Consider the following 12,221-nt stretch of genomic DNA (forward strand, 5'->3'; position numbering starts at 1 on the left):
AAAGTGCGGGGGTCTCGGGGCGGGGGCGAGGGCGGGGTGGCGGGTCAGGCGCGTTCGAAGACGACCTTGCGGGCCACCGGGTCGGCGGTTACCAGGCGGACCCGGATCCGCTCGCCGAGCGGCAGCTCGCCGGTGCAGCGGGCGCGCACTGGCGGGGCGTCCAGCGCCACCGTGCCGCCGGGCGGGCGGCCGGGCTTCGACTGGCCGTTCGGCGGGGCGTCCACGTCCAGCACCGCGGCCTCGAAGACCTCCCCCACCCGGTGCTTTAGCAGCACCGCCTCGGCCAGCTCGATGGCGCCCCGGGTGGCCGCGCCCGCCGTCCGGTCGGTCGCCGCCATCACCTCGGGCAGCTTCGGCAGCGCCGCGCGGGCCCAGTCCGGCACCGGCCGCTCCTCGTGCAGCGCCAGGCAGACCTCCGTCGCGTACCGGTCGGCCAGCCGGCGCAGCGGGGCCGTGACATGGGCGTACGCGGCCGCGACCCCGCCGTGCTCCGGCTGCTCGGGCAGCTCGCCGTCGAACGCCGTGTACCCGGCGCCCCGCATCAGCTCCGCCGCCTGGTCGACGAAGGCGGCGGCCCGGGGCTGCGAGGCGTCCAGCCCGACGAGCACCTCGCCCACGCCGATGCCGTCGGGCCACGGCACGCCCAGCGGGACGGCGGCGGCGCGCAGCCGGGCCACCGCCTCGGGCTTCGGCGGCGGCATGGTGCGCAGCAGCCCGATCCGGCCGGCCAGCATGATGTCGGCTGCTGCCATTCCGGTCAGCAGGGAGATCTGCGCGTTGTGGTCCTCCATCGGGACCGGGCCGCGCAGCACCAGCCGCCAGCCGTCACCGTCCGGTTCGACGTCCTGCTCGGGCAGGGGCAGGTTGACCGCGCCCCGACGCAGGCCCCGGGCGGTGAGCAGGGCGCCGATCTCGGGCAGCAGGGCGACCGGTTCGGGCAGCCGCCCGGCGTCGGCGGCGGCCTGCACGCCCTCGTAGTCGAGCTTGGCCCGGCTGCGGACCCGGGCGCGTTCCAGCGCGACGCCGGTGGTCGCGCCGTCGGCGTCGAGGTCGATGGTCCACACCACCGCCGCCCGGTCGACGTCGGGCAGCAGGCTGGTCGCGCCCTCGCTGAGGGTGTGCGGGTGCAGCGGCACGTTGCCGTCGGGCAGGTAGACGGTCTGCCCGCGGCGCCAGGTCTCCTCCTCCAGCGCGCCACCGGGGCGCACGTGGGCGGCGACGTCGGCGATGGCGTACCGCACGCGGTAGCCGCCACCGGGGCGGCGGGCGAGGTGCATCGCCTGGTCGAGGTCGCGCGACGCCGCCGGGTCGATCGTGACGAACGGGACGTCGGTGCGGTCGACCCCGGTGGCCGGCGGTGCGGCGGCGGCCTGATCCGCCTCGCGCTGCGCCGCGTCCGGGAAGCCCTCGGGCAGTCCCAGCCCGCGGCGCAGCGCGCCGAAGTCGATACGGTGCGCCAGTACGCGTCGGATGACCACGGGGTCAATCCTGGCAGTCCGGCGCGTGATCCGCCCTCCGGCGATGCGACGGCGGTCGCCGTACGGTCAGCCGGTGGCCTTGCGGGCGCGGGACCGGGCGCGGGTGGGCGCGGTGGCCCGGGCGGCGGCCGGGCGGGCCGGTGCCTTGCGGGCGGTGACCTTCTTGGCGGCCGTGGTCCTCGTCGCCGGCGCTGTCTTCGCGGTCGCCTTGCGGGTGGTGGTCGACGAGGTGGCGGTCGTCTTCCGCGCCGGCGCCTTCTTGGCCGTGGTCTTCGTCGCCGGCGCCGTCCTGGCGGTGGTCTTCTTCGCCGGTGCCTTCTTCGCCGCCGTGGTCTTCTTGGCCGCGGCGCCGGTGGTCTTCTTCGCCGCGCCGGTGGTCTTCTTCACCGCGGCGGTCGCCTTCTTACCCGTGGAGGTGACCTTGCGGGCGACGGTCGAGGCCTTCGCGGCCGTGGTCTTCTTCGCGGCGGTGGTGGTCTTCCTCGCCGCGGGCGCGGTCTTCTTCGCGGCAGCGGTCGTGGTCTTCCTCGCCGCGGGCGCGGTCTTCTTCGCGGCGGCGGTCGTGGTCTTCCTCGCCGCGGGCGCGGCCTTCTTCGCGGCGGCGGTCGTGGTCTTCCTCGCCGCGGGCGCGGTCTTCTTCGCGGTGGTGGTGGTGGTCTTCTTCGCCGCGGTCGTGGTCTTCGCGGCGGCCTTGCGGGCGGGGGCCTTCGTCGCCGTCGCCTTCGACGCGGCGGTCTTCTTCGCCGTGGTCTTGACGGCGGGGGCCTTCTTGGCGGTGGTCCTGACGGCGGGGGCCTTCTTGGCGGTGGTCTTGGTGGCGGGCGCCTTCTTTGCGGTGGTCTTCGAAGCGGGGGCCTTCTTGGCCGCCGTCTTCTTCGCGGCGGTCGCCGTGGTGGTCGGGGTCCGTCCCGCCCCGGCGCCCGCCGCGCTCGCCGCCGCCCGGCCGGCCGGCGCCTTCCGGGCCGCCGCGGTGCTCGTGGTGGGCCGGCGTGCCGCGGTGCTGCGGGTGGCGCCCGCGGTCCGCGTGGTCGCGGCGGACTTCTTGGCGGCCGGGCGGGTGGTGGCCTGTTGTGCTTCGGCCATCTCGGTTCCCTCCTTGGGGACATGCGCTCACGCGCCCCCGGTGCGGAGGCACGGAGTTCCTCGACACGGGCCGTCCCGCGCCGTTTAGCTGCCCTCCCCGGCCCAGCGGGCGTCCTCGGCCTCCCACGCCTCGTTGCGCTCCCGCACCGTCTGCAGGGCGTTCTCGGCGTCGGCGGACGAGGCGTACGGTCCGAGAACGTGCTTCGCAGGGCACACGTCGGCATCGGTCTCGACCCGGTGGTGTCGGGTGCACCAGTAGTAGCGCCCACCACTTCCGCTGTCGTTCATGAGATCACTGTGCACCGGGAGCAGCCCGGCCGCCACCGGATCGCGCAAATAGTTGCGACGGCCTCCACAGTAGACGTGCTGGTGGGGGCCGCGCGGCGGAATGCGGGAAGCCGTACCCGGACGGACGGGGCAGCCGGAAGGGCGGTCGGTGGCGGAGAATTCCCCGGTGCGTCTCGGGGGCAGAACATCGGCACGGGTACGCCGCGGCCTGCTCGCCGCGGCGGTGGTCACGGTCTTCGCCGTGACGGCGGTGGCGGTGGCGGCACCGCTGCTGCGGGACCGGTCGCAGCAGCGGCTGGAGCGGCGGGCCGAGCGGGAGGTGACCGCCATCGCGCAGCGAATGAGGGGCGAACTGCTGGCCGATCCGGCGGCCGCAGAGGCGGACCTGCGCCGCGCCGCCGAGCGGGTCGACGGCGTCGAGGTGTTGGCCGTGGAGGGTGGCGCGCGGCGCCGGGAGGCCGGGGTGCGCCTGGTCTTCCGGGTACGCGTGGCGAAGACCGCGGCCAGCGTCTTCGGCTGGCAGCGGGCCACCACCGAGCGGTGCTTCGCGCAGCTGGTGCGCCCCGGCACCGGTCCGGCCGCGCTGGAGCGGGTGCCCTGCCCGGCGTGACCGGATCGGTGGCGTGCGGACGTGACCGGAACGGTGGCGTGCGGACGTGACCGAGCGGGTGGCGTGACCGGCGGGACCGGGCCGGTGACGTGCGCGGCGGGCACAGCGTGCGGGGTGTGACCGGCTCGGCTGAACGGCCGGTACCGACGGGCGGCCGGCACCGGCAGGATCGGCGCTCATGATCACGACGACGGCCGAGGCGGGGTCGTGTCCGCAGTGCGGCACGGCGACGGTGTCGGTACGCGAGGCGATGCCCTGGTGCGCCAGCTGCGAGTGGAACCTGGACGGCTACGACCGGGCCCGGCAGGCGCCGGAGTTCGGCTGGTCGTGGGTCGACCGGCGGACGCACCGGCTCGCCGCCCGGCTCACCCGGCAGCAGTACGCCGCACTCGTCGAGCGCCCGTTGGCCGCCACCGGCCTCGGGGTGGCCGGGACGGTGACGGTGGTCGCCTCGCTGCTGCTCGTCGCGGCGGTGCTGGCGATGGCGGTGCTCGGCGTCCGGCTGATGTTCGCGTACCCGTTCCCGAGCCTCGCCGTCGTGGTCGGGCTGGCGCTGGTCGGTCTGGCGGTGGCGCTGCGACCGCGGTTCGGTCGGGTGGACCCGGAGCTGGAGGTGCTCTCCCGCGAGCAGGCACCTGAGTTGCACGCCCTGGTCGAGGAGGTGGCGGCGGTGATCGGCGCGCCGGTGCCGCACGTGGTCGGCGTCGACGGCAGCATCAACGCGTACGCGACGTCGGTGGGGCTGCGCCGACGGCGGGTGCTCTGCCTGGGGTTGCCGCTGTGGGGCTCGCTCGACGGGCAGGCGCGAATCGCCCTGCTCGGCCACGAGCTGGGCCACTTCGTCAACGGCGACGTGCGGCGGCTGCTGGTGACCGACCCGGCGCTGACCATGCTCGGCTCCGCCGCCGATTTGTTCCGGCCCACCCGGGCCAGCCAGGGCGGTGGGCTGCTGGAGATGATCGGTGAGGCGATCGGCCGGATGCTGTCGTGGCTGCTGTCCCGGTTGCTCTTCGCCGGCCACCTGCTGCTGGTGGTGACGGCGCTGCGGGACAGCCAGCGGGCCGAGTACCTGGCCGACGAGATGTCCGCCCGGGCCGCCGGCACCGCCGGGGCGACCCGGCTGCTCGACGTCCTGCTCAGCGGTGAGTCGGTGGCGCTGGTCGTCCGGCAGGGGTCGCGGGGCGGGCACGGACCGGCGACCTGGCGGGCGGGCCTGGCGAGGTCGCTGGCCGGCGCCGCCGAGCGGCTGCCGCTGCTGCGCCAGCTCTCCGTCCGCGAGCAGGTGTCGCTCTTCGCCTCCCACCCGCCGGCCGGCCTGCGGCACCGGATGCTCACCGCCCGCGCCTGGCAGGACCCCACGGTGGTGCTCACCGAGACCCGCGCGGAGAAGATCGACGCGGAGCTGGACCGCCACTACCGGCGGGTGAGCCGGGCGGTGGCCTGGTCCGGCTGACCCCGGCGGCGCGGCCGTCGGTCGGCACGGGCGCGTCCGTGCCGGTTAGGGTCGCCGGATGGGCGTACCGGACTACATCCTGCGGATGCGCGAACACGTCGGCCACGACCTGCTCTGGCTGCCGAGCGTCAGCGCGGTGGTCCGCAACGACGCCGGCGAGCTGCTGTTGGGGTTGCGCTCCGACGACGGTCGCTGGTCGGTGGTGAGCGGCTTCGTCGAGCCGGGCGAGCAACCGGCCACCGCCGTGGTGCGCGAGGTCGAGGAGGAGACCGGCCTGCGCGTCGAGCCGGTACGCCTCAGCAGCGTGGTGTCGCACCCGCACACCTACCCGAACGGTGACCGCTGCGAGTACCTCAACCTCGGCTTCCACTGCCGACTCGTCTCCGGTACGGCCCGGGTGAACGACGACGAGTCGGTGGCGGTCGAGTGGTTCGGGCCGGACCGGCTGCCCGAACTGGACGCGCACGCCCGGCTGGTGATCGCGCGGGCGCTCGCCGACGATCCGGCCTCCTGGTACCTGCCGGCGGGCGCGACCTGGGACGAGTTCTCGGGCGCGCGCTGACCCGGCAGGCCCGACCTCCGATCGGGACTCAGGCCGTGGCCTGCGCCGTCGCCGCCTCCGCCGCGGGTTCCGCCCGCGCCGTCCGGATCGCCCAGGTGAGCGCGTACGGGGTGCAGGCCAGGTAGAAGTTGGGCTCGACCAGCACGAGGTCGGTGATGAGGAACCGTTCCCAGTCGGTCGGCCGGGGCAGGCCGAACGACCAGTCGGTCCAGCAGTTGAGCAGCCAGAGCGGGGCGGAGATCCGGTCGACGCCGTCCGGCGGCAGCTCGGTGACCGGCTGTCCCGGGTCGATCGGCGGGATGGCGGCGACCACGGTGGCCACCACCGCCACGTCGGCAGCGACGAACGCCGCGAGCACGCCGACCGTCCAGGCGAGCCGGAGCCGTCCCCGCCGGGCCAGGGTCGCCGCGGCCCAGAGCGCGAGGGTCAGCCCGGCCAGCCAGACCAGTACGCCGGGCAGGATGCGGGCGAGTTGCCGCGCGTCGTCGTGCAGGGCGACCTCGGCCGGCACGACGGTGATCGCGACGGCGAGCCCGACGCCGACCGCGGTGGCCGACGGCCCCACCCGTACGCCGTGTCGGGCCGCCCGGGCCACCACCAGGGCGAGCAGCACTCCGAGCCCGGCGCAGAGCGTCGAGAACAGCGGCAGTTGCAGCCGTTGCGCCCACCCGAATCGCAGCTCCAGCACACCGTGCACGGCGGCCGTCGCGAACAGGGCGACCGCCATGAGCGCGACGCAGGCGGGCGGGGCGAGCAGCAACGTGGCAGCCGTACGCCGCACCTGCCGTCGCCACCCGGCCCGGTCGACCAGCGGGGCACCGGCGCGGCTGGCGGCCAGGCTGGCGGCGAAGCGCAGCATCCGGACCCGCTGGCCGGCCTCGGCGAGGACGTGCAGCTCGGCGGTCCACTCCCGGCGCAGGTCGTCGCGGAGCACCACGGGCCAGCGCCGGGCGGCCGCGCGGAGCAGCGCCTCGGCCACCCGCCGGGTCACCATGCCGGCGCTCCGGCCGGCCCGCCCAGGGCCGGACCGGTCCTGGGGGCGAGGGCGCGCAGCTCGGCGAGCGCCTGCCGGGCGGCGGTCACGCCCTCGGCGGTGAGCAGGTAGTACCGCCGGGCCGGCCGACCGGCGGCGGCCAGGTCGACCTCCTCCCAGTCGGCGGTGAGCCAGCCGGCGTCCTGGAGGCGGTGCAGCACCGGGTAGAGGGTGCCGCTGGGCAGGCCGGTCGCCTTCATCAGGTCAAGGCCGTAGCGCGCGGCGTCGGGCTCGGCGAGCAGCACCGCGAGCACCCTGGCCACCGGAATCGTCATCCGCATGCGGCGGACTGTATCTGTTCTCTACATAGGGTGCTGCCCCGTCTTCGGCGCTCGCCGGTCAGGCGGCCACCGCCCTGCTGCCGACCGCCCTCGGCCGGTGCGGCCGGCAACTGGTCAGGAGTCCGCCCCGCCGACGATCGCCCGCAACCTGTCCAGTTCCGGTGCGGTGCCGATGGCGGACCGCCGCTCCGGATGCTCCACGTAGTGGCGGACGCTGCCGGCGAGGAAGACCGCGTCCACGTACGCCGTTCCGACCGCCAGCGACCGCGACACCGGCCGGCCCGCCGGCGTGCTCGGCTGTTCGGAGAGGACGAGCGTCGCGAAGGCCTTCCCGGCCGGCGCGGGCGGCCCGCCGGGAAGCAGCCGGTCCCACCGGACCGTCCTGCCCCGCACCAGGCCCCGCACCGTGATTCCGGCCTCGTCGAGCGTCAGGCGGGGCCGGTCGTCCAGCAGCACCAGCAGCACAACCACCAGGACGGCCACCACCGCGAGCACGTTCCAGACCAGCGCGTCGCCGGATTCGAAGAACCGCACCCGGTCCTCGCCCGGCACCCGCTCGGTGATCAGCAGCCCGGCCGCCAGCCAGCTCACCATCGCCGACCACGGTCCGGCCCAGGCCGGGGCGGCCGGTGCGGTGAAGCGCCGTCCGGCGGAGTCGATCCGGAAGGTGGCCGGCCGACGGCGGGCCTCGCGGGTGAGCAGCAGGTGACCCACCGCCGGCACCACGATGCTGCCGGCGATGCCCGCCGCCCAGGCGAGCAGGGCCACGGCGGTGGAATCGATCCGCCAGGTGAGCGGCTTCAGCCAGAACTCGACGCCGATCCGCAACAGGACCGCGGCCAAGGCAAAGGGCAGCGCGAGCAGGCGCGCCGTACGGGGGGTCACCGGCGGGAGTGTAGGCCGATGGATCAATGAGGGCGGCCGGGCGTCAGGCGTCGGTGTGCAGGCGGGCATGCAGGTGCATGTCGTGCCAGCCGTCGGCGTGCAGCCCCTCGCCGCGCTTCGTACCCTCGGCGGTGAAGCCGGCGCGCCGCGCCACCCGGCAGGACGCCTCGTTCGCCGTGGAGTGGCACAGCTCGACCCGGTGCAGCCGGAGGGTGTCGAAGCACCAGGCGGACACCGCGGCGAGCGCCCGTGGGGCGACCCGGCGGCCGCGCGCGGCCGGCAGCACCCAGTACGACACCTCGGCCAGCCCGTCGGCGAGGACGACCCGGCGCAGGCTGATCTGCCCGACCACCACCCCGGCGTCGCACACCGCCCACCCCGCGCCGGTCTCCGCCCGCCACCGGCCCGGCCAGGCGGCGATCCAGTCGGCGGCCTCGTCGCCGGCCATCGACCGGCAGTGCCAACGCCGGATCGCGGCGTCGGCGTACGCGGCCACCACCACCGCACGGTCCGCCGGCAGCCACGGACGCAGGTGTACGCCCTCGGCGCGCAGTTCCGGCTGCGCCAGCGCGGCCATCGATCCGGGCGGTACGGCGGGCGCGGCGAGCATCGGCACGAGTGGACTGTAGGCGGTGCTCCTGCCCCAAGCAGGGGTCGATGGTCAGCGCGGTGCGGTGTCGGCCCGGTCAGCCGGCGATGAAACCCTCGTCGTGCCAGTACGCCGCGATCCGGCTGGTCCGCCGGACGATCCGGTCCGTTTCCGCGGGCGCCGGCCAGAAGAGCAGCAGGTAGTGGTCCAACGGCAGGGTGACCCCCGGCTCGCCGAGGTAGGTCTTGCCCGCGTCCATACCCCGGGCGCAGTAGCGCACCCGGTAGGTGACCGACTCGCGCAGCGGCAGCGGATACGCCTCCTGGTGCCAGTCCATCAGATTGACGTCGTCCGACAGCGCGGTGAAGGAGACCTCGACGACCTCCTCCCACTGCGGGTCGACCTGCGGCGGCCCGTCCACCACGTCGGCCCGGAAGCCGACCTCGCCGGTGTTCCGGCCGGTCACCAGAAACAGGGCGCCGGGCACGCGGGCCCCGCACAGGCCGTTGACCTGACCGGCGAACGCCCGTACCGGATCGGGCGGCTCGTCGCCACTGACCACGTACGCCTGGCTGTAGTGCACGCTCAGCAGGCCGTCGAAGGCAGCGGTCATCGATCCTCCCGATCACGGTACGGGCGCTGGTGGTACTACTCGTGCACCTGGACCGATCCGCCGCCGAGCGGCTGCGGGTCGCTGAGGTCCAGGTCGTAGCTCTTTCCGGGCCGGTTGTCGTACACCAGTGTCTGCTGCGGATAGTCCCCCGCCGACAGCGGCCAGACCACCAGGCGCACCGCGTCCGGCGTGTCGAATCCGTACGCGACGAAGCCGTAACCGGCCGCCCCGCCGATCGTGCCGGTGCCCTTCACGGCCGCCTTCTGGTCAGGCGTGACCACCAGCCATTCGAGGGTGGTGGAGGTGAGGTCGAACCCGGTTCCCCGCAGAGCCGCGGCGACCTTGCCGCCGCTGAGTGCCGGTCCCGGTTCCGGGGGCAGATACTGCGGGTTGAGCTCGACGGTCAGCCTGTCCTGCGCCGCTGGATCGTCGACCAGTGCGCCGGCCGGGGAGTCCAGCCAGCCGCCCTGGGTGATGAACCCGGCGTTCGGGTCGTACACGATCACCATGACGCTCGCTGCGGGCGAGAGACCACCGTCGTCGTCGGTGATCTTCGGCTTGATGGTGTACATCCCGGGGTGGGTGAAGGTGTGGGTCGCCTCGCAGCGGTCCGCGTACGAGTCGAAGGTGCTGCTCTGCCCGTCGTCCCACTCAATCGCGCAGGAGTGGGTGTCGTTGCTGCCCGGATCGAGGAAACGGGCCTTGAACGGCACCGGGTCGCCGACCCGGAACACCTGCCACGGCTGTGGCGCGGTGATGCCGTACTCCACGTCCTCGGTCGCGGCGGCCATCGACGGGGCCAGTTCGCCGAGCCGGCGCAGCCTCGGGTCGACGTTCCGCACGGTGACAACGGCGCTGTCGCTCACCGCCCCGTTCACTCCGTCGAACGCCGTCAGCGTGACGGTGACCGTCCCGTCGTCGTTGCACTCCATGGTGGTGTTCGCGCTGCGCGAGTCGTGGAACGTGCAGGACATGCCGGGATCGGAGTCCGGGCCCGGCGAGTACGTCCACTGCGCCGTCGGCGGGTTGCCGTCGGGGTCGCTGACCGAGCCGCCCAGCACGATGGTGAAGCCCTCGTCGCCGGTGGTGTCCGGCCCGGCGTTCGCGGTCGGCGGCAGGTTCGGCTCGTCCGGGTCGTCCTCGGGTGGCAGGCACTCGTCGGTGCTGCCCGTCGGCACGTCGGTGATCTCCACGTAGTAGGTGTCGAGGGCCTCGTCGGACAGCCCCGGCTGCCAGACCAGGATCCGGTCGTCCCGGTAGAACCTGGCGAGGGCGTTGCCGGCGCAGCTGTTGTGCCGGCTGGTCACCCCGAGGACGGAGAAGTTGCCGTCACCCTTGCCCGCCCCCTCGATGGTGGAGGCGAACGGGAACTCGTCGCACTGCTGGGTGGTCCGGTCCAGCACGTACGACGGCAGGGTCGCGCAGGCCTGGTCCTTGGCCCCGGAGTTCTTCGAGTAGTACGTCCTGTTGTTGTCGGACGCGTCGACCGGGAACTTCTCGGTGATCCGGTGCAGGCCCGGATCGTTCCGGCTGCCGGTGTACCGGCCGGGGATCACCCGGTCCGTTCGCGGCCCCGGCCACGTCTGGCAGCCCGGGGTCATCGCGCAGTGCACGTGCGCGGAAACCTGCGAGTAGTTCGGGCTCTGCAGCGAGTACTGCAGGTGCGGGATGACGTCGTCCATGATGCAGGCCTTCGGCCGCTTGTAGAAGCCGACCTGCGCGCTGTCACAGCGGATCCGGTGCGAGGGCAGGGCCTTGCCACCGGCGTCCGGCGTGCCGGGTGAGTACGCGTCGATGGTCAGCGCCCAGTCGTGCCGACCTATCTTGTCCGGCCCCACGCCGCGGAATTCGGACGAGGCGACGGTCCAGGAGTGCCAGGACCCGTCGACGTTCCAGCCGGAGAACGTGTTCGTGGCGGACGCCCCGCCGGCGGAGCAGCCGGTGAGCCAGCTCGTGCAGTCGGCGAACACCTGGAAGATTGCGTTGGACAGCTCGCTCCGGTCGCCCTCCAGATACCGCAGGCTGCCGGGCTGGGAGCGGAAGAAGACCTCTACGCTGCGGTTGCCGTCGTCCCGGCCGTATGCGACGGCGTTCATGGCAAAGACCGCCTGACCGACGTACACCTTCCGGTCCACGCTGTAGACCCTGCTGCCGACGAAGATGGACTGGCACCACAGAAAGCGGTTGTGGGTACGCCCTTCCACGCTTCCGGCACCGGGTTGGTTCATGCACTCCGCGGCCCGGCCGTCGGCGTCCGGTGAGCCGGGCGGCCTGCGGACGGAGCTGGAAGCGAGCGGAGCGAGCGAGGTCGGTGCCGTCAGACCGGCTGCCGCCCGTCCGTCCGGCGTGGATTCGTAGAAGGATTCGACGAGGACCTGGTTGTCCGGTCCGTACGTGGTCGAGGTGGGCTCTGCCGAGGCCGGGGCCTGAAGCAGTCCCGCCCCCAGTGTGCTGATTGCCAGCATCGCGAGAACGCGATGCCGCCCGCTGAATACCAAGCCGTTCTCCTGACAGCCGTCACGCAGCCGTCGCCGGACCGTAGGACCGCCGCGGTGCGTGGTTCCGGTAGGAAAGGAACTGCGGCGGGGTAAGGGCACCCCCGTGCCACCCGGCGGAGCGCCGACGCGCTCCGGCGGGTTCGGAAGGGATGCTACGCACAGAGTTAGCCGTATGTAGATGTATGAAGGTATGAGACGGACTCGCATGATCGGATCCTGCCGCCGGCTCGGGGCGGGTGACAGCAGGTCGCTCAGGGCCCGGGCCTCCCGGAAGGCCGGCAGCGGCGACAGCTGGACACCAAGACCTCGTGGGGACACGTTCGGACGGTTCGCAGCTATCGACGGCAATCTTTACGCGGCAGGTGGCCTGACATGTACCAAAACGGTCCCGACGCGACGTGTCCGGGGAGGTGGACAGCCTGACATACGACGAGGTCGCAGCGTCGATCGAGGCTGCGACCTGGTGGGCGACGGACGAGTCGACCTGTACGCCGGATTCTAGTAGTGACACAGGCTCTGAGCTGGGCGAACGTCGCCCTCCCCCACGTCAGGCCGTCTCGGGCCGTCAGCAGGGTCGGGCCGGAAGAGTCGCACGAGGGATCTTGCCCGGAGCTGGTTCGACCGTGCCAGCCGGGCCGCTCGTGCAAGTCGGCGCGGATTGCCGACATCTCGTCAGCTAGTGTTCCGTCTCAGTTTTGACTAGCCACTTGCTGGAGGGCGACTCGTCCACGTCGGACCTTGGCCAGGATCGATTCGGCTGTGGCGGTCCACACGAACGGCTTCGGGTCGTCGTTGTGCACGCGCAGGTACTCCTCGATGGCGGCGACGAGGTCGTCGACGCTGCGGAA

General features: G+C 73.5%; 12 protein-coding genes and 1 pseudogene. 4 read left to right on the forward strand and 9 right to left on the reverse strand.

All coding sequences use genetic code 11. The features are described from left to right. Positions 1-44: 44 nt before the first annotated feature. A complete protein-coding gene (locus KBX37_RS22640) occupies positions 45-1,478 on the reverse strand; it encodes an RNB domain-containing ribonuclease (protein WP_210777921.1) in 1,434 nt (477 codons plus the stop codon). Positions 1,479-1,551: 73 nt separating this feature from the next. On the opposite strand from KBX37_RS22640, the gene KBX37_RS22645 reads away from it, so the two are divergent. After that, complete coding sequence (locus KBX37_RS22645) at positions 1,552-2,649, forward strand: hypothetical protein (RefSeq protein WP_210777922.1); 1,098 nt, start codon at positions 1,552-1,554, stop codon at positions 2,647-2,649. On the opposite strand, the gene KBX37_RS22650 is transcribed toward KBX37_RS22645, so the two are convergent. Beyond that, on the reverse strand, positions 2,646-2,849 hold the full coding sequence (locus tag KBX37_RS22650; RefSeq protein ID WP_210777923.1) for a hypothetical protein: 204 nt from the start codon (positions 2,847-2,849) through the stop codon (positions 2,646-2,648). The genes KBX37_RS22645 and KBX37_RS22650 overlap by 4 nt on opposite strands. 166 nt (positions 2,850-3,015) lie before the next feature. Between KBX37_RS22650 and KBX37_RS22655 the strand changes: the two genes are divergently transcribed. From KBX37_RS22655 to KBX37_RS22665, 3 genes are all read left to right on the forward strand, one after another. After that, positions 3,016-3,459, forward strand: a complete 444-nt coding sequence (locus tag KBX37_RS22655; RefSeq protein ID WP_210777924.1) for a hypothetical protein — start codon at positions 3,016-3,018, stop codon at positions 3,457-3,459. A 178-nt stretch (positions 3,460-3,637) separates the two neighbouring features. After that, on the forward strand, positions 3,638-4,912 hold the full coding sequence (locus KBX37_RS22660; protein ID WP_210777925.1) for a M48 family metalloprotease: 1,275 nt from the start codon (positions 3,638-3,640) through the stop codon (positions 4,910-4,912). 58 nt (positions 4,913-4,970) lie between these two features. Beyond that, complete coding sequence (locus KBX37_RS22665) at positions 4,971-5,474, forward strand: NUDIX domain-containing protein (RefSeq protein WP_210777926.1); 504 nt, start codon at positions 4,971-4,973, stop codon at positions 5,472-5,474. A gap of 28 nt (positions 5,475-5,502) precedes the next feature. Here KBX37_RS22665 and KBX37_RS22670 read toward each other — a convergent pair whose 3' ends face one another. The 7 genes and pseudogenes from KBX37_RS22670 to KBX37_RS34710 all read right to left on the reverse strand — a co-directional run. Further along, a complete protein-coding gene (locus tag KBX37_RS22670) occupies positions 5,503-6,468 on the reverse strand; it encodes a hypothetical protein (RefSeq protein WP_247658702.1) in 966 nt (321 codons plus the stop codon). Next, on the reverse strand, positions 6,462-6,788 hold the full coding sequence (locus KBX37_RS22675) for a PadR family transcriptional regulator (protein WP_210777927.1): 327 nt from the start codon (positions 6,786-6,788) through the stop codon (positions 6,462-6,464). Before KBX37_RS22675 ends, KBX37_RS22670 begins: the two co-directional genes overlap by 7 nt. Positions 6,789-6,902: 114 nt before the next feature. Continuing rightward, positions 6,903-7,673, reverse strand: coding sequence for a PH domain-containing protein (locus KBX37_RS22680; RefSeq protein WP_210777928.1), 771 nt, complete (start codon positions 7,671-7,673; stop codon positions 6,903-6,905). Positions 7,674-7,716: 43 nt separating this feature from the next. Next, a complete protein-coding gene (locus KBX37_RS22685) occupies positions 7,717-8,289 on the reverse strand; it encodes a GNAT family N-acetyltransferase (RefSeq protein ID WP_307849166.1) in 573 nt (190 codons plus the stop codon). Positions 8,290-8,359: 70 nt separating this feature from the next. Next, entirely contained in the window at positions 8,360-8,875 is a 516-nt protein-coding gene (locus KBX37_RS22690) for a hypothetical protein (RefSeq protein ID WP_210777929.1), read from the reverse strand. Between the two features lie 35 nt (positions 8,876-8,910). Further along, positions 8,911-11,010, reverse strand: a complete 2,100-nt coding sequence (locus KBX37_RS35675; protein ID WP_210777930.1) for a PKD domain-containing protein — start codon at positions 11,008-11,010, stop codon at positions 8,911-8,913. A 1,052-nt stretch (positions 11,011-12,062) separates the two neighbouring features. Next, positions 12,063-12,221: pseudogene (locus KBX37_RS34710) on the reverse strand (IS630 family transposase); the annotation flags it as partial.

The sequence above is a fragment of the Micromonospora sp. U56 genome (assembly GCF_018070095.1).
Lineage (GTDB): Bacteria > Actinomycetota > Actinomycetes > Mycobacteriales > Micromonosporaceae > Micromonospora > Micromonospora purpureochromogenes.

Coding starts and splice junctions, on each gene's coding strand:
- KBX37_RS22690 (WP_210777929.1), bottom strand. CDS start 8,875: ATGACCGCTGCCTTCGACGGCCTGCTGAGCGTGCACTACAGCCAGGCG.
- KBX37_RS22670 (WP_247658702.1), bottom strand. CDS start 6,468: ATGGTGACCCGGCGGGTGGCCGAGGCGCTGCTCCGCGCGGCCGCCCGG.
- KBX37_RS22665 (WP_210777926.1), top strand. CDS start 4,971: ATGGGCGTACCGGACTACATCCTGCGGATGCGCGAACACGTCGGCCAC.
- KBX37_RS22675 (WP_210777927.1), bottom strand. CDS start 6,788: ATGCGGATGACGATTCCGGTGGCCAGGGTGCTCGCGGTGCTGCTCGCC.
- KBX37_RS22660 (WP_210777925.1), top strand. CDS start 3,638: ATGATCACGACGACGGCCGAGGCGGGGTCGTGTCCGCAGTGCGGCACG.
- KBX37_RS22650 (WP_210777923.1), bottom strand. CDS start 2,849: ATGAACGACAGCGGAAGTGGTGGGCGCTACTACTGGTGCACCCGACAC.